Origin of the sequence: Catenuloplanes atrovinosus (assembly GCF_031458235.1) — a bacterium.
Classification (GTDB): domain Bacteria; phylum Actinomycetota; class Actinomycetes; order Mycobacteriales; family Micromonosporaceae; genus Catenuloplanes; species Catenuloplanes atrovinosus.
Genome location: NZ_JAVDYB010000001.1, coordinates 7,192,488 through 7,213,928, shown reverse-complemented (window position 1 = coordinate 7,213,928; position 21,441 = coordinate 7,192,488). Strand labels below are relative to the sequence as shown.

16 protein-coding genes are annotated in these 21,441 nt (G+C 72.6%); 12 read left to right on the top strand and 4 right to left on the bottom strand.

Translation table 11 applies throughout. From position 1 onward, the window contains the following. Positions 1 to 143: 143 nt before the first annotated feature. A complete protein-coding gene (locus J2S41_RS32140; RefSeq protein ID WP_310376673.1) occupies positions 144 to 515 on the top strand; it encodes a TadE family type IV pilus minor pilin in 372 nt (123 codons plus the stop codon). Continuing rightward, complete coding sequence (locus J2S41_RS32135; RefSeq protein ID WP_310373614.1) at positions 512 to 1,477, top strand: Rv3654c family TadE-like protein; 966 nt, start codon at positions 512 to 514, stop codon at positions 1,475 to 1,477. Before J2S41_RS32140 ends, J2S41_RS32135 begins: the two co-directional genes overlap by 4 nt. On the opposite strand, the gene J2S41_RS32130 is transcribed toward J2S41_RS32135, so the two are convergent. Both J2S41_RS32130 and J2S41_RS32125 read right to left on the bottom strand, forming a co-directional pair. After that, entirely contained in the window at positions 1,454 to 1,672 is a 219-nt protein-coding gene (locus tag J2S41_RS32130; protein ID WP_310373612.1) for a hypothetical protein, read from the bottom strand. The two genes, J2S41_RS32135 and J2S41_RS32130, sit on opposite strands and share 24 nt — an antisense overlap. 113 nt (positions 1,673 to 1,785) lie before the next feature. Continuing rightward, positions 1,786 to 4,515: a DEAD/DEAH box helicase gene (locus J2S41_RS32125; RefSeq protein WP_374728189.1), complete on the bottom strand. Its 2,730-nt coding sequence runs from the start codon at positions 4,513 to 4,515 to the stop codon at positions 1,786 to 1,788. A gap of 133 nt (positions 4,516 to 4,648) precedes the next feature. Between J2S41_RS32125 and J2S41_RS32120 the strand changes: the two genes are divergently transcribed. The 6 genes from J2S41_RS32120 (at position 4,649) to topA (ending at position 13,432) form a co-directional block, all read left to right on the top strand. Beyond that, complete coding sequence (locus J2S41_RS32120) at positions 4,649 to 5,020, top strand: STAS domain-containing protein (RefSeq protein WP_033339217.1); 372 nt, start codon at positions 4,649 to 4,651, stop codon at positions 5,018 to 5,020. Then, complete coding sequence (locus J2S41_RS32115) at positions 5,017 to 5,457, top strand: ATP-binding protein (RefSeq protein ID WP_310373610.1); 441 nt, start codon at positions 5,017 to 5,019, stop codon at positions 5,455 to 5,457. Before J2S41_RS32120 ends, J2S41_RS32115 begins: the two co-directional genes overlap by 4 nt. 1,085 nt (positions 5,458 to 6,542) lie before the next feature. Next, entirely contained in the window at positions 6,543 to 8,894 is a 2,352-nt protein-coding gene (locus tag J2S41_RS32110) for a sodium-translocating pyrophosphatase (RefSeq protein ID WP_310373608.1), read from the top strand. A gap of 79 nt (positions 8,895 to 8,973) precedes the next feature. Further along, complete coding sequence (locus J2S41_RS32105) at positions 8,974 to 9,507, top strand: hypothetical protein (RefSeq protein ID WP_310373607.1); 534 nt, start codon at positions 8,974 to 8,976, stop codon at positions 9,505 to 9,507. 94 nt (positions 9,508 to 9,601) lie between these two features. Next, positions 9,602 to 10,249, top strand: coding sequence for a hypothetical protein (locus tag J2S41_RS32100; protein WP_310373604.1), 648 nt, complete (start codon positions 9,602 to 9,604; stop codon positions 10,247 to 10,249). A gap of 339 nt (positions 10,250 to 10,588) precedes the next feature. Then, entirely contained in the window at positions 10,589 to 13,432 is a 2,844-nt protein-coding gene (gene topA, locus J2S41_RS32095; protein ID WP_310373602.1) for a type I DNA topoisomerase, read from the top strand. Between the two features lie 24 nt (positions 13,433 to 13,456). On the opposite strand, the gene J2S41_RS32090 is transcribed toward topA, so the two are convergent. Next, entirely contained in the window at positions 13,457 to 14,776 is a 1,320-nt protein-coding gene (locus J2S41_RS32090) for a D-arabinono-1,4-lactone oxidase (protein ID WP_310373600.1), read from the bottom strand. Between the two features lie 135 nt (positions 14,777 to 14,911). Between J2S41_RS32090 and J2S41_RS32085 the strand changes: the two genes are divergently transcribed. Then, positions 14,912 to 15,541, top strand: coding sequence for a TetR/AcrR family transcriptional regulator (locus J2S41_RS32085; RefSeq protein WP_310373599.1), 630 nt, complete (start codon positions 14,912 to 14,914; stop codon positions 15,539 to 15,541). 742 nt (positions 15,542 to 16,283) lie between these two features. On the opposite strand, the gene J2S41_RS32080 is transcribed toward J2S41_RS32085, so the two are convergent. After that, positions 16,284 to 17,498 (bottom strand): amino acid deaminase/aldolase, encoded by a 1,215-nt coding sequence (locus J2S41_RS32080; RefSeq protein WP_310373597.1) that lies wholly within the window; start codon positions 17,496 to 17,498, stop codon positions 16,284 to 16,286. 217 nt (positions 17,499 to 17,715) lie between these two features. Between J2S41_RS32080 and tmk the strand changes: the two genes are divergently transcribed. From tmk to J2S41_RS32065, 3 genes are all read left to right on the top strand, one after another. Beyond that, positions 17,716 to 19,770 (top strand): dTMP kinase, encoded by a 2,055-nt coding sequence (gene tmk, locus J2S41_RS32075; protein ID WP_310373595.1) that lies wholly within the window; start codon positions 17,716 to 17,718, stop codon positions 19,768 to 19,770. Continuing rightward, positions 19,770 to 20,990 carry a DNA polymerase III subunit delta' gene (locus J2S41_RS32070; protein ID WP_374728188.1) on the top strand — a complete coding sequence of 407 codons (1,221 nt, stop codon included), beginning with the start codon at positions 19,770 to 19,772 and terminating at the stop codon, positions 20,988 to 20,990. The genes tmk and J2S41_RS32070 overlap by 1 nt, the downstream gene beginning before the upstream one ends. A gap of 120 nt (positions 20,991 to 21,110) precedes the next feature. Then, positions 21,111 to 21,434 carry a YbaB/EbfC family nucleoid-associated protein gene (locus J2S41_RS32065; protein WP_310373592.1) on the top strand — a complete coding sequence of 108 codons (324 nt, stop codon included), beginning with the start codon at positions 21,111 to 21,113 and terminating at the stop codon, positions 21,432 to 21,434. Positions 21,435 to 21,441 lie beyond the last annotated feature (7 nt).

The window sequence follows — 21,441 nt, the reverse complement described above, 5'->3', positions numbered from 1 at the left end:
ATGCCCGGCATGGTGCCGGCCCGCCGGGATCTTCCGTCGACGGTGACCCGGCGGAGGAGGTGCCGTACGGGGCCGCGCGGTCAGCCGGGACCGGCGCCGGTGCCGCGGTCCGGCACGGCGGCCCCGGCCGGACCCGTGCGGTCCTGTCCGGTCAGGGCGAGCGGCGCGACGTCGATCGGGGTGCGTTCACGGCGGAGTTCGCGGCGGCGCTGCCGGCGCTGATGCTGCTGCTGGGAGTGGGGCTCACCGTGATGACGGCCGTGGCCGATCGGGGACGGTGCTATGACGCCGCACGGGACGCGGCGCTGGCCGCGGCCCGTGGCCAGTCCGGTGTGGACGCCGGCACCGCGGCGGCACCACCGGGCGCGACGGTCACCGTGCTTCCGGACGGGGACCAGGTCAGGGTCGTGGTGACGGTACCGGTGCGCGCGCTCGGTCTGACGGTCCCTGACCTCACCGCCTCCGGCGAGGCGGTCGCCGCCATCGAGCCCGGTGTCACGGTGATCGCGGAATGAACGGCGTCGTCGCTCGCCACTCGGCGCGCTTGGCAGTGGCGTCGGATCATGATGGCGCGTCCCGACCGGTGGGGGTGCCGTTTCGTGGTGGCGGGTCTGGGCTGGTGGGGGTGCCGTTTCGTGGTGGCGGGTCTGGGCTGGTGGGGGTGCCGTTTCATGGTGGCGGGTCCGGGCTGGTGAGGGTGCCGTTTCATGGTGGTGCATGTCGGCGGGTGGCGGCGCCGGACCGCGGCGGCGCTTCCCTGCTGGTGGCGGCGTTGGGTTTGCTCTTCGTCGCCGCCGGGATGGCCGGTGCCGCGGTGATCGACTCCGCGGCCGCGCACCGCAGGGTGCACATCGCGGCGGACCTCGGCGCGCTCGCGGGCGCACCTCTGGCGCCACGCGGCGAGGCGATCGCCTGCGCCCGCGCCGCGCAGCTGGTCGAGGCGAACGGTGCCCGCCTGTCAGCCTGCGCGACGGACGGGCTGACACTGCTGGTCCGCGTGGACCTCGACGTCGAGCCCTGGCCCGACCTGCGATTGACGACCCACGCCGAGGCCAGAGCCGGCCCGGCCACCGCTCCTGCCAGCCCGGACGACGCACCCGCCGGCCCTGCCACCGCTCCCGCCGGCCCGGACGACGCACCCGCCGGCCGGCCACCGCTCCTGCCGGCCCGGCCACCGCTCCCGCCGGCCCGGACGACGCACCCGCCGGCCGGCCACCGCTCCTGCCGGCCCGGCCACCGCTCCTGCCGGCCCGGCCACCGCTCCCGCCGGCCCGGACGACGCACCCGCCGGCCCGGACGACGCACCCGCCGGCCCGGCCACCGCTCCTGCCGGCCCGGACCTACCCGACGCAGTCCCGTCCCCGCCCGGCGGATCTGCCGGTGGCGTTTCAGGCGGATCGAGCGGACGACGTGTCCCACTCCGCACGACCCCCGTGTACATCACCGCAACCGATCAAGCGGCGTGGGAGGTGGGTGATGCCGTGGGTATCCGGCCGTTGATCGTCACCAGGAGCTGATGGATCTTGTCGAGGCGCTGGAAGATCCAGTCGAGGCGTTCGGCCTGGGTGAGGGCGGCATAGGCGTGGGCCAGCGCGATCTGCTGGTCGACCGTGAGCGTGTCGGGATCGATGCTGTATACGAGCTCGACGGCGTCGGACATGGTGTTCGCCACTGAAGGGCTCCCTTGGGCTCGAGGGTGGGAACGGAGCGCGTGGTAGCGCTCCCACGCATAGATGCCCATCCTGAGCGGGGTCATCTGCGGCATCCCGCGATGCGAAAAAAGGGTCAAACGGGAAGGGCGGCGAGCACCGTGTCGAGGACCAGTACGGCGGCGTCCTTGGCCAGCGGATTGTTCCCGTTCCCGCACTTGGGCGACTGGACGCAGGCGGGACAGCCGGTCTCGCAGGCGCAGGAACTGATGGCCTCGCGGGTGGCGCGGAGCCAGTCGGCGGCCATCCCGTGCGCGCGCTCGGCGAAGCCGGCGCCGCCGGGGTGACCGTCGTAGACGAAGACGGTGGGGTAACCGGTGTCCGGGTGCGCGGCGGTGGAGATGCCCCCGATGTCCCAGCGGTCGCAGGTGGCCACGAGCGGAAGGAGGCCGATGGCGGCATGTTCGGCGGCGTGCAGGGCGCCGGGGAAGTCCGCGGGTTCGACGCCCGCGGCCTCCAGCGCCTCGGGAGTGATGGTGAACCAGACCGCGACCGTGTGCAGCTCGCGCACGGGCAGATCGAGCGGGCGGGTGTCGATGACCTCGCCGGAGCCGACGCGGCGGCGCTGATAGGAGACGACCTGGCTGGTGACGTCCACCTCGCCGAGGAAGAGGCCGACCGGGCCGGCGTCGAGACGTTCGCGGACGGAGGTGACGGCCAGCGAGGTGACGTCGCGGGCGTGCGTGGTCCAGTCCGGCTCCTCGGCCCGTACCAGCGCCACCGCGTCGTCGAGGTGCAACTCCTCGACGATGAACGAGCTGCCCTGGTGCAGGTAGACGGCGCCGGGGTGGACGATCATGTGGGATGACGCGGGGTCGACGGTGCCGAGCAGGCGGCCGGTGGCGGACTCCACCACGTTGATCGGGGAGCCGCCGCTGCCGCGCAGGTCGACGTCGGGCCGGGTGCGGTGGGTCCAGAAGTACCCGGTGGGACGGCGGCGCAGCGCACCGGAGGCGACCAGCGCGGCGACGGTCGCCGCCGCGGGCGCGCCGCCGAAGAGTTCCAGGTCGTCCTCGGTCAGCGGGGCCTCGTTCGCGGCGCAGCACAGCTGGGGGCCGAGCACGTACGGGTTCGCCGGGTCCAGGACCGTCGCCTCCACGGGGCGGCCGAACAGCGCGTCCGGGTGGTGCACCAGGTAGGTGTCCAGCGGATCGTCGCGCGCGACCAGCACGGCCAGCGCCTCGCCACCGGACCGGCCCGCGCGGCCGGCCTGCTGCCACAGCGACGCGCGGGTCCCGGGATAGCCGCAGATGATCACGGCGTCCAGGCCGACCAGGTCGACGCCGAGTTCCAGCGCGTTCGTCGAGGCCATTCCGAGCAGCTCGCCGCTGAGCAGCGCCCGTTCCAGCTCGCGCCGCTCCTCGCGCAGGAAGCCGGCGCGGTAGGCGGCGACGCGCGAGCCCAGCCCGGGCACGGCCTCGTCGAGCGAGCGGCGGGCGATGGACGCGACCACCTCGGCACCGCGCCGGGATCGGACGAAGGCCAGCGTGCGTACCCCGTGGGTGATCGCGTCGGTGAGGAGGTCCGCGGTCTCCCGCAGCGCGGATCGCCGGACGGACGGGATGGCGAGCGGATCGTCCGGGTCGGCCTCCGCGAGGCCGCCGGACAGCTCGGGCGGCAGCAGCGGCGGCTCCCACAGCGCGAACGTGACGCCACCGCGCGGCGACCCGTCCGCCGAGACCTCGGTCACCGGCAGCCCGGTCAGCCGCGACGCGGTCGCCGCGGGATCGCCGGACGTCGCCGACGCCAGCACGAACACCGCCCGGCTCCGCCGCGCGGCCCGCCCACGCCCGCTCCGGTGCCCGGCGACCTTCCCCTCAGCCTCCGTGCCCGGCTGCGCCGGAACCTCCGTGCCCGGCTGCGCCGGAACCTCCGTGCCCGGCTGCGCCGGAACCTCCGTGCCCGGCTGCGCCGGAACCTCCGTGCCCGGCTGCGCCGGAACCTCCGTGCCCGGCTGCGCCGGAACCTCCGTGCCCGGCTGCGCCGGAACCTCCGCGCCCGGCTGCGCCGGAACCTCCGTGCCCGGCTGCGCCGGAACCTCCGCGCCCGGCTGCGCCGGAACCACCGCACCCGGCTGCACGGGAATCACCGCGCCAGGGCTCACGGGGTCCTGCGCCGCCACGGACGGTGCGCCGGTCGTCGGCGCCGTGTCGTCGGAGCCGAAGGAGACCGGGGCGTAGCGGTCGGCCACCCGGCGGAGGCGGCGCAGCACGTGGGCCACGTGGGAACCGAAGAGGCCGCGGTACACGTGGCACTCGTCGACGATCACGTGCGTCAGGCGGCGCAGGAAGGAGGACCACGCGCCGTGGTTGGGCAGGATGGCGTGGTGCAGCATGTCCGGGTTGGTGAGGATGAACCGCGAGTTCGCCCGGATCCACTCGCGTTCGTCCGTGGGCGTGTCGCCGTCGTAGCACGCCGGCCGTACCCCCGGAGCCAGCGCCAGCACCGCGCGCAACTGGTCCGCCGCCAGCGCCTTCGTCGGGGCCAGGTAGAGCACGGTCGCCTTCGGGTCCTCGAACAGCGCGGACAGCGACGGCAGCAGGTAGGCGAGCGACTTGCCGGACGCGGTCCCGGTGGCGACCACCACATGCCGGCCCTCGCGCGCCAGCGTCGCGGCCTCGGCCTGGTGCCGCCACGGCCGCGAGATGCCGCGTGCGGCCAGCGAGTCGCGCAGTTCCGGCGGTACCCACGAGGGCCATTCGACCGGGTCACCGGCGGCGGGCGGGATGATCTCCACGTGCGTGACCGAGGGGGAGGTGTGAAGACGCCGCAGCAGTTCGGCCGGGGCGACCGCGGTGTGACTCACGGCATGCACTCTCGCACTGGTGTGCGGAAAACCCAAACGGGAACACGCAAGCACGGGGCCGCGCGATGCGACGGAGGCCGCCCGATGGTTAGATTCGCTTAGGCGTAGCCGCCTAAGGAGCCGAGGAGGACTGATGGAGCTGCAGCTGGCGACCCGCACCGTCGCCGGGCACACGGTCCTGGAGGTCGGCGGCGAGGTCGACGTCTACACCGCGCCTCGACTGCGGGAACGGCTGGTCGAGCTGATCGACGGCGGCGTCCGCGGCGTGATCGTGGACCTGGGCGGCGTCGAGTTCCTCGACTCGACCGGGCTCGGCGTGCTGGTCGGTGCGCTGAAGCGGCTGCGTCCGGTCGGTGGCACGTTCGGCCTGGTCTGCGCGAAGGAGCCGCTGCTCAAGATCTTCCGGATCACCGCGCTGGATCAGGTCTTCCCGATCTACCCGTCGGTCGACGCGGCCGTGCAGGCCGCCGGCGGGGCGGGCGCGGACTCCGGTCCGACCGCGTGATGGCCACTGTCCGGCTGGCGTTCTCCCCCGCGCCTGTGCACGTGCGCACCGCCCGGCTGGTGGGCGTGGCCGTGGCCCGGCGCGCCGGCGTGGCCGAGGAACTGCTCGACGAGGTCCGGCTCGCGATCGGTGAGGCGTGCGCCCGCGCGGTCGCGCTGCACCGGCAGTACGGCGTCTTCGCTCCGGTCCAGGTGGAGATGTCCGACGAGGACTCCTACACCGTTCGAGTGATCGACCGCGCGCCGATCGAGGCCGGCCTGGGCATCCCCTCGATCCCACCGGACGAACTGGCCAACGAGTCGCTCTCCGACGACGAACTCACCACGGGTGTCGGATTTGCCCTTTTGGCCGGTTTTGTGGATGATTTGCAGGTGCGCCCGGTCGACGAGGGCGTGGGCACCGAGGTCCGCATGGCCTGGCCCACCCACGCCGCCTGACCGTTCCCCTCCCGGTCGCCAGCCACAACCACACCCATCCATTGGTACGACCGACACCTCCCACACCTCGAACGCCCTGCACCGCCCCGGGCGCGCGATCACACCTGCCCGGATCGCCCGGCGGAAAGCGTGTTGAGGGTGACGCGGCCAAGATCTGCCGGAGGTTGGCCGATCCCTGAACGCGCCCTGCCCGGATCGTTCGGCGAGGAGCGCGTAGAAAGGTGACCCGGCCAAGGCCGGCGGGTCGCGCGAAACACGCCCCGCCCGGAGTGCCCGGCGGGGAGTGTGTTGCAGGCTGACGCGGCCACGGTCGGCCGGTCCCTGAGACGCACCCTGCCCGATCGCCCGGTGGGAGTGCGGTGAAAGGTGACGCGGCCAAGGTCGGCCGGAGGCTGGCCGGTCTGTGGAACGCGCGTGCCTGGATCGCCCGGTGGCAGGGTGTTGAAGGTGACGCGGCCCGGGTCTGCCGGAGGCCGGCCGGTCCTGCGAAGCGCGCCCTGCCCGGATCGCGCGGCGGGAGCGCGTCGAAGGTGGCGCGGCCAACGGCCGCCGGAGGGTGGCCGGTTCCGTCAAGCGGCGAGAGTGGGCCGGGGCGGAGGTCGCGAAGGCGGGAGGCCGTCATGAGGCAGGCATGAAGTGGGTGTCGTGGGGAATGCGAGACGCAGATCACACCCCGTGATCGAGGGTCGCGTTGAAGGGCGCATCGGCGAGACCATCCCGCTAAACGGGCTCAAAGCCCTATAAACGCCGGTAGATGCCCGTGCGGCGGCCCGGATGTCGTACCCCCAGGTCAGGATCTTGATCTTGTTCCGTCCGGTTGCGTGCACCGGGCGGATGACCTTGACTATGCCTACAGACGGGCCCCGATGGGGCCTGTCGGCTAACACAATCGCCAACATCGTCACGACACGACGGCTCCGGCTGTGAACCTCGACACGGCTGACCGCTACAGTACGCGGGTCATTACGTACTGTTCCCGGCTCTGCCCGTTCGGGTGAGGGCCGGACGCTGCCACGCCGCGTGGCTGCGGCCGCCGGTTCGTCCGCCGGCTGGTGCGCGCTCGGTAGGAATTGAGGAGGACATCGATGTCCGGGAACAGCTCCGTCGCCGCCGGCGACGGCCTGTCCCTTACCGGTACGAATCTCTCGTACGTCGTCGTCGCCGCGGTCATCGCGCTGGTGGCGCTCGGGTTCGCCCTCGCGCTCGTCCGCGGGGTGCTGGCAGCCGGTAAGGGAACGACCAACATGCAGGAGATCGCCGGCGCCGTGCAGGAGGGCGCGTCGGCCTATCTCTTCCGCCAGTTCAAGACGCTCGGCATCTTCGTGGTGATCGCCCTCGTCCTGCTCTTCCTGCTGCCGGTCCACGAGACCGACGGCAACGAGACGCTGGTCAAGATCGGCCGATCCGCGTTCTTCGTGGTCGGTGCCGTCTTCTCGGCGTTCATCGGCGGTGCCGGCATGGCGCTGGCCACCCGGGCGAACCTGCGCGTGGCCGCCGCGGCGAACGAGGCGACCGGCGGCCGGGAGAAGGCGATGCAGATCGCGTTCCGCACCGGCGGCGTGGTCGGGTTCCTCACGGTGGGTCTGGGCCTGGTCGGCGCCGCGCTGGTGGTGCTGCTCTACAAGGGCGACGCGCCGACCGTGCTGGAGGGCTTCGGCTTCGGCGCCGCGCTGCTGGCCATGTTCATGCGGGTCGGCGGCGGCATCTTCACCAAGGCGGCGGACGTCGGCGCGGACCTGGTCGGCAAGGTCGAGCAGGGCATCCCGGAGGACGATCCGCGCAACGCCGCGACCATCGCGGACAACGTGGGCGACAACGTCGGCGACTGCGCCGGCATGGCCGCGGACCTGTTCGAGTCGTACGCGGTGACCCTGGTCGCGGCGCTGATCCTGGGCCGCGCCGCGTTCGGCGAGGACGGCCTGGTCTTCCCGCTGATCGTCTCCGCGGTCGGCGTGCTGGTCGCGATCGTCGGCGTCTTCATCACCCGGCTGCGCGCGTCCGACCGCAATGGCCTGACCGCGATCAACCGGGCGTTCTACATCTCCGCGGCGCTCGCCGCCGCGCTGGTCGCCGCGGTCACGTTCCTCTACCTGCCGAACACGTTCGCCGGCTTCAACGACCCGAACGTGAGCACCGAGTTCACCGGTAACCCGCAGATCCTCGCGCTCGGCGCGGTCGTGATCGGCATCGTGCTGGCCGCCGCGATCCAGGCGCTGACCGGCTACTTCACCGAGACCGACAAGCGCCCGGTGCAGGACATCGGCAAGTCCTCGCTGACCGGCCCGGCCACCGTCATCCTGGCCGGCATCAGCGTCGGCCTGGAGTCCGCGGTCTACTCCGCGCTGCTGATCGGTGCCGGCGTGTTCGGTGCGTACCTGCTCGGCGGCGGCTCGATCATCCTGTCGCTGTTCGCGGTCGCGATGGCCGGCATCGGCCTGCTGACCACGGTCGGCGTCATCGTCGCGATGGACACGTTCGGCCCGATCTCCGACAACGCGCAGGGCATCGCGGAGATGTCCGGCGACGTGGACGAGGCCGGCGCGCGCACGCTCACCGAGCTGGACGCGGTCGGCAACACCACGAAGGCGATCACCAAGGGCATCGCGATCGCCACCGCGGTGCTGGCCGCGACCGCGCTGTTCGGCTCGTACCGGGACACGATCGCGACCGCGATCAGCGACGCCGGCGAGCAGCTGTCGATCGACGCGCTGCTCAACGTGTCAGACCCGCGCAACCTGGTCGGCCTGCTGGTCGGTGCGGCCGTGGTGTTCCTCTTCTCCGGCCTGGCGATCAACGCGGTCTCCCGCTCGGCTGGCGCGGTCGTCGTCGAGGTGCGCCGCCAGTTCCGGGACAACCCGGGCATCATGGAGGGCACCACGCGCCCGGAGTACGGCCGTGTGGTCGACATCTGCACCCGGGACGCGCAGCGCGAGCTGCTCACCCCCGGCCTGCTGGCGATCATGGCGCCGATCGCGGTCGGGTTCGGCCTGGGCGCGGGCGCGCTCGCGTCCTACCTGGCCGGCGCGATCGGCACCGGCACGCTGATGGCGGTGTTCCTGTCCAACTCCGGCGGTGCGTGGGACAACTCGAAGAAGCTGGTCGAGGACGGCGCGCACGGCGGCAAGGGCTCGGAGGCGCACGCCGCCACCGTCATCGGTGACACGGTCGGCGACCCGTTCAAGGACACCGCCGGCCCGGCCATCAACCCGCTGATCAAGGTGATGAACCTGGTCAGTCTGCTGATCGCGCCCGGCGTGGTGATGCTCAGCGTGGGCGACGACGCGAACACGCCGGTCCGGATCGCCATCGCCGCGGTGGCGACGCTGGTCATCGTGGCCGCCGTGGTCTGGAGCAAGCGCAAGCCGATCTCGATGGGCGAGGCGCCGCCGCCGGCCGGTACGCAGGTGCCACCGCACCAGGAGACCGTGCGCGCCTGACGTGGTGATGCCGCCGGGGAGCCGGCATGCTCCCCGGCGGCATCGCGCGCGCACGGCCCGCAGTCGTACGCTGCTCTCCATGCGCACCCCCCGCATGGTGTCCATCACCGCGGTCCTCACCTCATTCCTTCTGCTCTCCGCCGGCTGCGGCGGTGGCGCCACGCCCCAGGCGTGGGCGTCCGCGGTCTGCCAGGCGCTGGGCCCGTGGCGCACCGAGATAAGCACGCTGACCACCCGCGCCCAGCAGCAGATGAGCGCGGAGACCACGCCGAGCGCCGCCCAGGAGAACCTGGCGCGGCTGTTCCAGGGGGCCAGGGACGCCAGCGAGACCGCGCGCCAGGGCGTCGAGCGGGCCGGCGTGCCGGACGTGGAGGACGGCGAGAGCGTGGCGAAGGGCTTCCTGACGTCGCTGGAGGGCGTGCGCGCCGCCTACGACAATGCGCTGACCGGCGTCAAGGCGCTGGACACTACGAAGGCGGACGCGTTCTACGCCGGGGTTGAGCAGGTGGTCGCCACGCTCGACACGGAGTACGACAAGACCGCGCTGGACACGTCGTCGTTGAAGTCGGAGGAGCTTCGCGAGGCCTTCGACCAGGTGCCGGAGTGCCGTTGAGGTGTCGGTCAACCCGCCGATCCCGGGACTCCCGGACGTACCCCCGCAAGATCTTGATCTTGAAAAGGGGCGGCGGCGGGGTGCGCCGAGAAACATGGATCAAGACCCTGAGGAGGGACGGCCTTCGGCCGACTCGGGGGAGGGTGGCCGGGGCGGCGGCCGGGGAGACCAGCCCACGCTCTTCGGGGTGGAGGCGCACGATCCGGGCGTCGCGGACCTGGCCGGGCTGCTCGCCGGGCCGGGGGAGATCGTCCGGATGGGAGGCACCGCGCGGGTCTCGGTGACCGTCGCCGAGCCGTGGCGGGTGCACGTGCTGGTCCCCGAGATCACCCGCCGCGGTCTGCAGGCGACCTGGTCGCGCACGGAGGACGAGCGGCTGGAGGTGCGCACCGCGTACGCCACCACGCTGATGCCGCTCGGCCGCGCCTGGCTGCGCGAGCCGGGCGACCCCAAGCGCCCGCCGCGCGCGTTCTTCCTCAACGGCTTCCGGCTCCGGCTCTGGGTCGCCGCCGCGGGCGCGCCCGACGCCTCCGGGTACGTGCTGCGGCTCGGCCGCGACGACGAGCCGGTCTGGGAGATCGTCCGCGCCGCGCTGCACGCCGCCGGACTGCCCAGCCGGCTCACCACGCCGCCGGACGGTGAGCCGGGACTGCGCATCTCCGGCCGCCGCCGGATCGCCCGCCTCGCCGACCTGGTCGGCGAACGTCCGGACGCCGCGCCGGAGTCCGCGTGGCCCTCCTGACCCCCGGTGTACTGTCTAATCTCCGACAGTTACGGTGACTGGAGGACCGACACATAGACCGGCACGATGGTGCTGGTCCGTGCCGACGTTTTCCGGCAGCGGACACCGTTGGGGGGAACAGCGGTCGCTCGGACGGCGTTGCCGATCCATGGCGCCGGTGGCCCGGTAGCGTGGGGAGCCGACGGTCCCGCGCGACCCGCCGGCCACAGACCGCGTTACCGTGGATCGGTCGGCGCAGCGGCGCGCATGATCAGCCGTGGCCGATCCGACCCGCGCGCAGTCAGCCGCCGATAGACGCCGCGATCCACTCGCAGGGGATCCACCGAGGTCAGGAGTAACGTGCCGAGCAACGCCAAGAGCACCCGTCTGGTCATCGTCGAGTCACCGGCGAAGGCTAAGACGATCTCGGGCTACCTTGGCCCGGGCTACGTCGTCGAGGCCAGCTTCGGGCACGTGCGCGACCTGCCCCGCAACGCCGCCGAGGTCCCGTCCGGATACGAGGACAAGCCGTGGGCCCGGCTCGGCGTCGACGTGGACAACGGCTTCACCGCGCTCTACGTCGTCTCCCCCGACCGGAAGAAGCAGGTCACCAAGCTCCGCTCGCTGGTCAAGGACGTCGACGAGGTCCTGCTCGCCACGGATGAGGACCGCGAGGGCGAGGCCATCGCCTGGCACCTGATCGAGACGCTGAAGCCGAAGGTCCCGGTCCGGCGGATGGTCTTCCACGAGATCACCCGGCCCGCCATCCAGGCCGCCGTGGCGAACCCGCGCGAGCTCGACCGCGACCTGGTCGACGCGCAGGAGGCCCGCCGCATCCTGGACCGGCTCTACGGCTACGAGGTCTCCCCGGTGCTGTGGAAGAAGGTGCGCACCGGTCTCTCCGCGGGCCGCGTGCAGTCCGTCGCCACCCGCATCGTGGTCGAGCGCGAGCGGCAGCGCATGGCGTTCCGCACCGCGGAGTACTGGGACATCCTGGCCCGCCTCGCCGTCACCGGCCAGGTCGAGGGCCCGCGCACCTTCAACGCCACGCTCATCGCGCTGAACGGGGACCGCGTCGCCACCGGCAAGGACTTCGAGCCGACCACCGGGCGGGTGCGGCCCGGCGCCGGGGTGATCCACCTCGACGGGGACGGAGCCCGCGGCCTGGCCGCCCGCCTCGACGGGCGGCCTTTCCAAGTCACCCGCGTGGAGGAGAAGCCGTACCGGCGCCGCCCGTACGCGCCGTTCATCACCTCCACGCTCCAGCAGGAGGCGGCGCGCAAGCTGCGCTCCAGCTCGCAGCAGACCATGCGCACCGCGCAGCGGCTGTACGAGAACGGCTACATCACCTACATGCGTACCGACTCGGTGAACCTCTCCGAGTCCGCGCTCTCCGCCGCCCGCAGCCAGATCGCGGAGCTGTACGGGCCGTCCAGCGTGCCGCCGCAGCCGCGCCGCTACACCGGCAAGGTGAAGAACGCGCAGGAGGCGCACGAGGCGATCCGCCCGGCCGGCGACGTGTTCCGCACGCCCGGCGAGGTGGCCAACGAGCTGACCACGGAGGAGTACAAGCTCTACGAGCTGATCTGGCGGCGCACCATCGCGTCCCAGATGACCGACGCGGTCGGCTCCTCCGTCTCGGTGCGCATCCGCGCGGTCTCCAGCGCCGGCGAGGAGGCCGACTTCGGCGCCACCGGCAAGACCATCACCGACCCCGGCTTCCTGCGCGCCTACGTCGAGTCCTCCGACGACGAGAACGCGGAGGCCGAGGACGCCGAGCGCCGCCTGCCCAACCTGGTCAAGGACCAGCCGCTGACCGCGGAGCAGTTGGACGCGGTCGGCCACACCACCCAGCCGCCGTCCCGGTACACGGAGGCCTCGCTGGTCAAGGCGCTGGAGGAACTGGGCATCGGGCGCCCCTCCACGTACGCGTCGATCATGCAGACCATCCAGGACCGTGGGTACGTGACCAAGCGCGGCCAGGCGATGATTCCGTCGTTCCTGGCGTTCGCGGTGGTGGGCCTGCTGGAGCGGCACTACCCCGGCCTGGTCGACTACAACTTCACCGCCGCGATGGAGAACCAGCTCGACGAGATCGCCGGCGGCGACGCCCGGTCCGCGGACTTCCTCACCGCGTTCTACTTCGGCAGCGGTGCCGGCGCCGAGGCGTCGATCGCTCGGGCCGGCGGCCTGAAGAAGCTGGTCACGGAGAACCTGGCGGAGATCGACGCGCGCAGCGTCAACTCGATCCCGCTGTTCCGCGACGACGAGGGCCGCGACGTCGTGGTCCGGGTCGGCCGCTACGGGCCGTACCTGCAGCGCACGCACCACACGGAGGAGCCGGCCGACTCCTCCGACGAGGGCCGCGTCTCCATCCCCGAGGCGCTGGCCCCGGACGAGCTCACCCCGGAGAAGGTCGACGAGCTGTTCCTCGGCGGCGGCAGCGGTGAGCGCAAGCTCGGCGAGCACCCGGAGACCGGCGAGCCGGTGCTGCTCAAGTCCGGCCGCTTCGGGCCGTACGTGTCCAGCGGCGACAAGAACTCCTCGCTGTTCAGCAGCCAGAAGCCGGACGAGCTGACGCTGGCCGACGCGCTGCGCCTGCTCTCGCTGCCCCGCCTGGTCGGCGTGGCCCCGGACGGCGTGGAGGTCTTCGCGCTCTCCGGCCGCTACGGGCCGTACGTGAAGAAGGGCGACGACTCCCGCTCGCTGGAGAACGAGGAGCAGATCTTCACGGTCACGCTCGACCGCGCGATGGAGCTGTTCTCCCAGCCTAAGACGCGCGGTGCCCGCCGGGCCGCCGCGCCGCCGCTGCGCGAGATGGGCGTCGACCCGGCCACCGAGAAGCCGCTGGTCATCAAGGACGGCCGGTTCGGGCCGTACGTGACGGACGGCGAGTTCAACGCATCGCTGCGCCGCAGCCAGACCGTGGAGGCCCTCACGCTGGAGGAGGCCTCCGAGATGCTCGCCGAGAAGCGCGCCAAGGGTCCGGCCCCGGCCCGCAAGCGCGCCGCGAAGAAGGCCCCGGCGAAGAAGGCGGCGGACGGCGAGGCGACCCCGGCGAAGAAGGCCACCGCCACGAAGAAGACCGCCACGAAGAAGGCGACCACCGCGAAGAAGGCCACCGCGGCCAAGAAGGCGACCGCCGCGAAGAAGGCGCCCGCCAAGAAGGCCGCGCCCGCCAAGGCCACCACCGACGCCTCCTGACCGGACCGGCGCCTGGCCCGCGGGTCAGGCGCCGAGCACCCGGGCCGTGTAGTCGTTCTGGAAGGTGCGGGACGGGTCGAGGCGGTCGCGGACCGTCAGGAAGTCGTCGAAGCGCGGGTAGGCCGGGCGCAGCGAGTCCGCGTCGCGGTAGTGGAGCTTGCCCCAGTGCGGCCGCCCGCCCAGTGACGCCGCGACCCGCTCGAACGCGCGGAAGTACGGCTCGTACGGCGCGCCCACGTACTGGTGGATGGCCAGGTAGGCGGACTCGCGGCCGTACCCGTGGGAGAGCCAGATGTCGTCCGGCGCGGTGAACCGGATCTCGACCGGGAACTGCACCTTGAACGGCAGCGACGCCACGATCCGCTGCAACGCGGTCAGCGCCTCCGGCAGCGCCGCCCGGGGCACGCCGTACTCCATCTCGGTGAACCGCACCCGGCGCGGCGTGCAGAACACCCGGTCGGACCGGGCAGTGTAGGTGCGTTCGGTGAGCGCGCGGGCGGAGACGGCCTGGACGGCCGGGACGAACGCGGGAATGGCCCGGCCGAGGCGGCAGGCCCCCGCGTACACCGTGTTGGACAGGAACTCGTCGTCCAGCCAGGCGCGGAACCGGCTGAGCGGCGCGTCGTCCAGCGGCACCCGGTTGTTGGTCTTGGCCTGCACCCGGTCGGTGTACGGGTACCAGTAGAACTCGAAGTGGTCGTTCCCGCCGATCCGGTCGTCCAGGCTGGCCAGCACGTCCGCGAGCAGCGCCGGCGTCTCGTGCGCGCGGAGCACGAACGCGTCCGCGCAGCGCAGCGTGACCTCGGTGATGACGCCGAGTGCGCCGATCCCGACGCGGGCGGCGGCGAACACGTCCGGGTTCTCCGTGGCGGAGCAGCGCAGCACCTCGCCGGCGCCGGTGACCAGCGTCAACGCCTCCACGAACGTGGAGAGGCAGCCGTAGCCGGCGCCGGTCCCGTGCGTGCCGGTGGAGATGGCCCCGGCGACGGTCTGCACGTTGATGTCGCCCAGGTTCGGCATGGCCAGCCCGTGCGTGGCCAGCTCGTCGTTGAGCCGGCAGAGATCGATCCCGGCCTGCACCGTGGCCAGCCGCGCCTCCCGGTCCACCGACACCAGCCCGGACATCCGGCGCAGATCCACCTGGATGTCCTCCGCCACGGCGGCCGACGTGAACGAGTGACCGGTGCCCACGGGCTTGACGCGGCGCCCTTCCCTGGCGGCATCCTGGACGAGGACGCACACCTCGTCGGTGCTCACCGGCATCGTTACCCGCACGGGCCTGACCTGCTGGTTACCGGCCCAGTTGGACCACGTCGGAGTCGGTGCCGGTGCTGTGCGGGTCATGGCGTCCCCCAGGGTCACACCTAACGTGAGTTGAATTCATATCAGCACGGAGACGGAGAGTAAACACCTTGCGGCCACTCGCTCGTTAAGCCGAGTAACCTTTGTTTTCTCTCTGCCGAAAGGGAGTTGCGACGCGTGTCGACAACAGCTGTCACCGCCGGACCCCTACGTCGCGTACCTGTTCAAGGACGCAGCGTAGCGCGAGTCCAGCGCATGCTCGACGCCTGCGCCGAGCTTGTCGACGAGGTCGGATATGAGGGACTGACCACGACCCTGCTCGCCGAGCGCGCCGAGGTGGCGATCGGGTCGGTCTACCAGTTCTTCCCCGACAAGCGGGCCATCGTGCAGGCGCTCGCCCTGCGCAACATGGAGGCCTACCTCGAGCGGCTGTCCGCCCGGTTCGCCGCCGGGAACCTCGCCCAGTGGTGGGACGGGGTGGACGCCGCGATAGACGAGTTCATCGGCATGCACCGGACCGTCGCCGGTTTCCGCACGCTGCACTTCGGCGACGTCGTCGACGTGCACCTGCTGGACGAGGAACGCGACAACAACGTGGTCATCGCCAACCGCATCGCCGAGGTCCTGCACGAGCAGTTCGCCGTCGCGGACACGCCCAAGCTCCGTTTCGCACTGGAGATCGCGGTCACCACGGCCGACTCCCTGATCAAGCTCGCGTTCCGCCGCGACCCCGACGGCGACACGCAGATCATCCAGGAGTCCAAGACGCTGATCCGCGACTACCTCCAATCGCACGTCGGCGTCTGAAAAACTGAAAACCGGGCGGGGGTTCGACCACAACCGCGCCCCCGCCGAATCTCATCAAACCCGAAAAATCTTGATATTCCCGCTTCCGGCGGCTCATTCCCCGCACGCTCCCGCGGGCAAACCGCGCGGCGTCCTCCGACTCCGCTAGCGCTCCGCTCCGGTCACCGCGCCGGAGCCAGTTCCGCGGCCCCCACCCACAACCACCGGCTTCCGGCCACCCTCGCCGGCGCCGGATCCGCCGTGGTCGTGATTCCCGGGGTCTGCGCGCCTCCGGCCACAACGCCCCGCGCCTCAGTGCTGCCTGGGCAAAACCTGGACGGCCAACGTCATCTCCCCGATGCGACGCCACGCCGGCATAAGGCAGCCCCATCGACGTCCCCCCGACAGATCCCGCACGCGAATGTGCTGGTGACCGACTTTGTGAGCCTCAGGCACCTTATTCGGCGAGAATGACGTGCCTGAGGCTCACAACGTCGCAATGGACGTACGGCCGCGCTCTCGACAAGACGAGATTCGGGCGCGGAGCGCCCGGTGCCAACGCCCGGGACCGCCCTCGCCCCGCAACCGGAGCGATGGACCGGCGCGGGTGGCGGCAGTGCCGGTGGGGGTTGTCAGGGGCCGGCGGCGGCACCGGCTCCGGACGGCGGACCGGAGCGGAGCGTCAGCGGAGTCGGAGGGGAGCCGGAGGTTGGCCCGCGGGAGCGTGCGGCAAGCGGCCCCGCCGGGAGTGGGAGAAGGAAGATCAGCCCAGGAAAGCGTGCCCCTCGCCGCGGTACGTGGGGACCGTGGCGGTCACCTGGTCATTCTCGATCAGGTGGAGTTCGTTGACGTGTTCGCAGAGTTCGCCGGCTTTGGCGTGGCGGAACCAGACGCGGTCGCCGGGGCGGAGGGAGGCGGCGGCGGGGCCGGAGAGGGGGGTCTGGACCTCGCCGGGGCCTTCCGTGCCGACGTAGTCGAGGCCCTCCGGGAGCCAGGGGAGGGGGAGGCGGCTCTTCTCGGCGGGGCCGGAGGCGACCCAGCCGCCGCCGAGGACGGTGATGAAGCCGTCGGCGGGGCGGCGGACCACGGAGAGGCCGAAGAACGCGGCGGGCTCGGGCTGCCAGGCGCGGTACGCGTCGAACAGCGCGGGGCCGTAGAGGCCGGAACCGGCGGTGACCTCGGTGACGGACGGATCCTGTGCGGTGGCGGCCACGCTGCCGGTGCCGCCGCCGTTGACGAACTCGAGGTCGGCCAGCTCGCGCACGGCGGCGACCGCGGCGATGCGGCGGGGGAGCAACTCGGCGCCGGAGCGCTTCTGCATGGCGCGGATGATCGCGCCGCGGGCGGCCTGGCGCGGGGGTGCGTCGCCGAGGCCGGCGATCTGTGCCTCGTACGCCATCAGCCCGACCAGTCGGAATCCCTTGCGGTGCGCGACGTGCTCGGCGAACCGACCGGCCTGTGCGGCGGAGTGCACGGGGGAGCGGCGCACACCCACGTGCAGCCGGCCGCCGAGCGGGCGCCAGGACGCGTCCAGGTCGAGGCAGACCCGGATCTCCTCGCGCGCGCCGGGCGGGGCGACCGCGTCCATCAGGTCGAGCTGCGCCGGACTGTCCGCCATGATCGAGATCGCGGCCGCGAGCTTGGGGTCGCCGCCCAGCTCGGCGAGCGCGGCCCGGCCGGCGGTCGGGTACGCGACCAGCACGTCGTCGCTGACCCCGGAGCGGACCAGCCAGATCGCCTCGGGCAGCGTGTACGCCATCACGCCCTCCCACCCGGGCCGGGCCAGCACGCGGTCGAGCAGCGCGCGGCAGCGCACCGACTTCGCGGCGACCCGGATCGGCTTGCCCTGCGCGCGGGCGGTCAGCGCGTCCGCGTTGGCGTCGAAGGCGGCCAGGTCGACCACGCCGACCGGCGGGTCGAGGTGGGCGGTGGCGCGGTCGAGTCGCGCGCGCAGCGCTGCACGGTCCGTGGGGGGCACGTGCGTACGGTATCGGGATGGGCCGGGCAACGCGAGCCTCCTTCACGTATGGGTGGGTGAACGGTTAATCCGCTCGGGTCTCGATCAAGGGAAACGGGGAGCGAGGGGCGGAGGACACCGCCGCTAGAGTGTTCTGCCGGGGGCGCCCAGCGAGGGGCCGGCACGCGGAGGTACGGCCATCGACACTCAGGCGGGCGGACAGGTCGACCTGTCCGGGATGAAGGCGCTGCGGTCGGTCATGCGCATCCGGCCGTTCCGGCGGCTCTGGCTGGTGCTCGGCGTGGCCTCGCTCGGCGACTGGCTCGGCCTGCTGGCCACCGCGATCTTCGCCTCCGCCCAGGTGACCGGCTCGGCCGCGAAGGGGCTGGTGTTCGGCTCCACGATCGCGGTGCGGCTGCTCCCGGCACTGGTGCTCGGCCCGGTGGCCGGCGTGCTGGCCGACCGCTTCGACCGCCGCCTCACCATGGTCGTCTGCGACATCCTCCGCTTCCTGCTGTTCCTCTCCATCCCGCTCACCGCGCTGGTCGTGGACAACGCCGGCCTGATCGTGACGTGGGCCGCGGTCGCCACGTTCCTGATCGAGGCGATCACGCTGATCTGGATTCCGGCCAAGGAGGCCGCGGTCCCGAACCTGATCCCGCGCGCGCGACTGGAGATCTCCAACCAGCTGACGCTGATCACCACCTACGGGATCACGCCGGTGATCGCGGCGCTCAGCCTGTCCGCGCTGGACGCGTTCGTCCGCTCCGGCGTGGTGCCGCAGCCGCCGGAGTGGGCCGAGCCCGCGCAACTCGCGCTCTACTTCAACGCGTTCTCCCGGCTCGCCATCGCGGTCGTGGTCTTCTTCGGGATCAAGGAGATCAGCGGCCGCGGTGACCGGCGCGAGGTCCGCGAGCAGGGGATGCTGCGCCAGTTCGTGGACGGGTGGAAGTACGTCGGCAAGACCCCGATGGTCCGCGGCCTGGTGCTCGGCATCCTCGGCGCGTTCGGCGGCGGCGGCATCGTGATCGGCACGGCCCGGTTCTTCACCGCCTCGCTCGGCGCCGGCGACGCCGCGTTCTACCTGCTGTTCGGCACGCTGTTCATCGGGCTCGGCGCCGGCATCGGCCTCGGCCCGGTGATCGTCCGGAACCTGTCCCGGCGCCGCTGGTTCGGCATGAGCATCGTGCTGGCGGCCGGCTCGGTGATGTTCCTGGCGTTCGCGCTCCACCTGGCCATGGCGATCCTCGGCGCGCTGCTGGTCGGCGCCGGCGCGGGCATGGCGTTCCTGGCCGGCACCACGCTGCTCGGCGGCGAGATCGGCGACGACGTGCGCGGCCGGGTCTTCGCGGTGGTCAACACCGGCACCCGGATGATCCTGATGATCGCGATCGCGCTCTCCGGCGTGATCGTCGGCGCCGGTGGCTCGCGGCGCGTGGAGATCGCCGGCGTCAGCGTCTCGTTCTCCTCCACGCGCGCCCTGCTGCTGGTCGCGGGCGCGGTCGGGATCGTGGCCGGGATCAGCGCCTTCCGCCAGATGGACGACAAGCGCGGCGTGCCGGTGCTGGCCGACCTGTGGGGCTCGATGCGCGGGCGCCCGCTCTCCGCGGCCGAGCCGGGCCACGCGGACGGCCTCTTCGTGGTGTTCGAGGGCGGCGAGGGCGCGGGCAAGTCCACGCAGGTCAAGGCGCTGGCCGAGGCGTTGCGCGGGCACGGCCGGACGGTGGTGTGCACGCGCGAGCCGGGCGCCACCGAGATCGGCGCGGAGATCCGCAACCTGGTGCTGCACCGCGACTCGCCGTCGCCGCGCGCGGAGGCGCTGCTCTACGCGGCCGACCGCGCGCATCACGTCGCCACCGTGGTCCGGCCCGCGCTGGCCCGCGGCGAGGTGGTGATCAGCGACCGGTACATCGACTCGTCCCTGGCGTACCAGGGCGCGGGCCGGACGCTGCCGGTCGAGGAGATCTCCTGGCTGTCCTCGTGGGCGACCGGCGGACTCAAGCCCGACCTGGTGGTGCTGCTGGACGTGGACCCGGCCGTGGGCCTGAGCCGGGCGGCCGGCCGAGGCGAGGGCGCGGACCGGCTGGAGCGCGAGGCGACCTCGTTCCACGAGCGGGTGCGGTACGCGTTCCTCGACCTGGCCGCGGCCGACCCCCGCCGCTACCTGGTGCTGGACGCGTCGCGCTCGCCGGAGGAACTGGCCCGGGCCATCATGGACCGGGTGCTGGCCATGACGCAGGACCGGGACGAACCGGTCATGGCCGGCGCGGACAACGGAAGGAACGGTGCCTGATGGACGTCTTCGCGGCGCTGGTCGGCCAGGATTCGGCCACGGTCACCTTCCGGCGCGCCGCCGCCGAGGCGGACGCGCTGGTCAAGGCCGGTCGCGGGCTGAGCGCCGAGGACGGCGCGACCGGCGGCACCCGGACCGGCGCGATGACGCACGCCTGGATCGTCACCGGCCCGCCCGGCTCCGGCCGGCTGGAGGCGGCCCGCGCGTTCGCGGCCGCGCTGCAGTGCCGCACCGGCGTCGGCTGCGGCGAGTGCGACGGCTGCCACACGACGCTGGCCGGCAGCCACGCGGACGTGCGGATGGTGGTGCCGGACGGTCTCTCCATCGCGGTGAAGGACATGCGCGCGCTGGTGCTGCGCGCCGCCACGGCACCGTCCGGCGGGCGCTGGCAGGTGGTGGTGGTCTCGGACGCGGACCGGCTCACCGAGGGCGCGGGCAACGCGCTGCTGAAGGCGATCGAGGAGCCCTCCCCGCGTACCGTCTTCCTGCTCTGTACGCCGTCCACGCACCCGGACGACATCTCGGTCACCATCCGGTCCCGGTGCCGCGTGGTGCCGCTGGTCCAGGCGCGTCCCGAGGCGCTGGCCGCGGCGCTGACCGAGCGGCAGGGCGTGGCGGCGGACGTGGCCGAGTGGGCCGCCTCGGCCGCGCAGGGGGACGTGGAGTTGGCCCGGCGGCTGGCCGAGGACCCGGAGGTGCGCAAGCGGCGCGAGGCGGTGCTCGCCGTGCCGCGCAAGCTGACCAGCGTGGGCGCGGCGTTCGACGCGGCGTCCGCGCTGATCGAGTCCGCGGAGGCGGAGGCGGCCGCGCTGGTCGCTGAGCTGGACGGCACGGAGCGTGCCGACCTGGAGCGGGCGCTGGGCGCGGGCGGCACCGGCCGGGGCGCGGCCGGCGCGATCCGCGGCGCGGCCGGCCTGCTGAAGGACCTGGAGAAGCGGCAGAAGTCGCGGGCCACCCGCGCACAGCGGGACGCGCTGGACCGGGCGCTGGTCGACCTGGCCGGCTTCTACCGCGACGTGCTGAGCGCGCAGTTCGGCGCGCCGGTCCGGCCGGTGCACGGCGACACCGCGGCGAGCGCGCGGGCCGCGGCCGGGAAGTGGACGGCGGAGAGCACGCTGCGCCGCCTGGAGGCGGTGCTGAGCTGCCGCGAGGCGATCACGCTCAACGTGAAGCCGCGGATCGCGGTGGAGGCCATGATGCTCTCCCTGTGGAAGGGCTGATTCCACCAGCGGGATTTCAATCTCCGATAGCTCTGCCCGGCTGGGGATTACATCGACAGCCGTTCGGCGGTAGTGTGCTCAGCCGTAACGGAGGGCACACATTCGGTGAGGGAGCCGTGAATGCCCCGGGAAATCGACGAGGCGTGGGTCGATGAGGCCATCGCGCGCTATCGCCGAATCCAGGCCGCGCAGGCCGAGTTCGACCGGGCCGCGGCGGCCGTCGCGGTGACCGTCCGCTCCTCGGACGGTTCGGTGGAGGTCGACGTCACCGCGGCCGGCGCCATCACGGACGTGCGCATCCTCGGCACGCTGCACGGCCGCACCGGCCGGGAGCTGTCCGAGGCCGTCACCGCGGCGGTCACCGCCGCGACCGAGGCCGCGCGCTGGGCCCGGGAGAAGCTCCGCGCCGAGGTCTTCGCGGACTACCCGTCCCTCGCGGACTGACTCACTT

Excerpts from the sequence above, each read along its gene's own strand:
- J2S41_RS32100 (WP_310373604.1), top strand. The coding sequence starts at position 9,602 with ATGGATCAAGACCCTGAGGAGGGACGGCCTTCGGCCGACTCGGGGGAG.
- tmk (WP_310373595.1), top strand. The coding sequence starts at position 17,716 with ATGAAGGCGCTGCGGTCGGTCATGCGCATCCGGCCGTTCCGGCGGCTC.
- J2S41_RS32070 (WP_374728188.1), top strand. The coding sequence starts at position 19,770 with ATGGACGTCTTCGCGGCGCTGGTCGGCCAGGATTCGGCCACGGTCACC.
- J2S41_RS32105 (WP_310373607.1), top strand. The coding sequence starts at position 8,974 with ATGCGCACCCCCCGCATGGTGTCCATCACCGCGGTCCTCACCTCATTC.
- J2S41_RS32110 (WP_310373608.1), top strand. The coding sequence starts at position 6,543 with ATGTCCGGGAACAGCTCCGTCGCCGCCGGCGACGGCCTGTCCCTTACC.
- J2S41_RS32065 (WP_310373592.1), top strand. The coding sequence starts at position 21,111 with ATGCCCCGGGAAATCGACGAGGCGTGGGTCGATGAGGCCATCGCGCGC.
- J2S41_RS32090 (WP_310373600.1), bottom strand. The coding sequence starts at position 14,776 with ATGACCCGCACAGCACCGGCACCGACTCCGACGTGGTCCAACTGGGCC.
- J2S41_RS32135 (WP_310373614.1), top strand. The coding sequence starts at position 512 with ATGAACGGCGTCGTCGCTCGCCACTCGGCGCGCTTGGCAGTGGCGTCG.
- J2S41_RS32120 (WP_033339217.1), top strand. The coding sequence starts at position 4,649 with ATGGAGCTGCAGCTGGCGACCCGCACCGTCGCCGGGCACACGGTCCTG.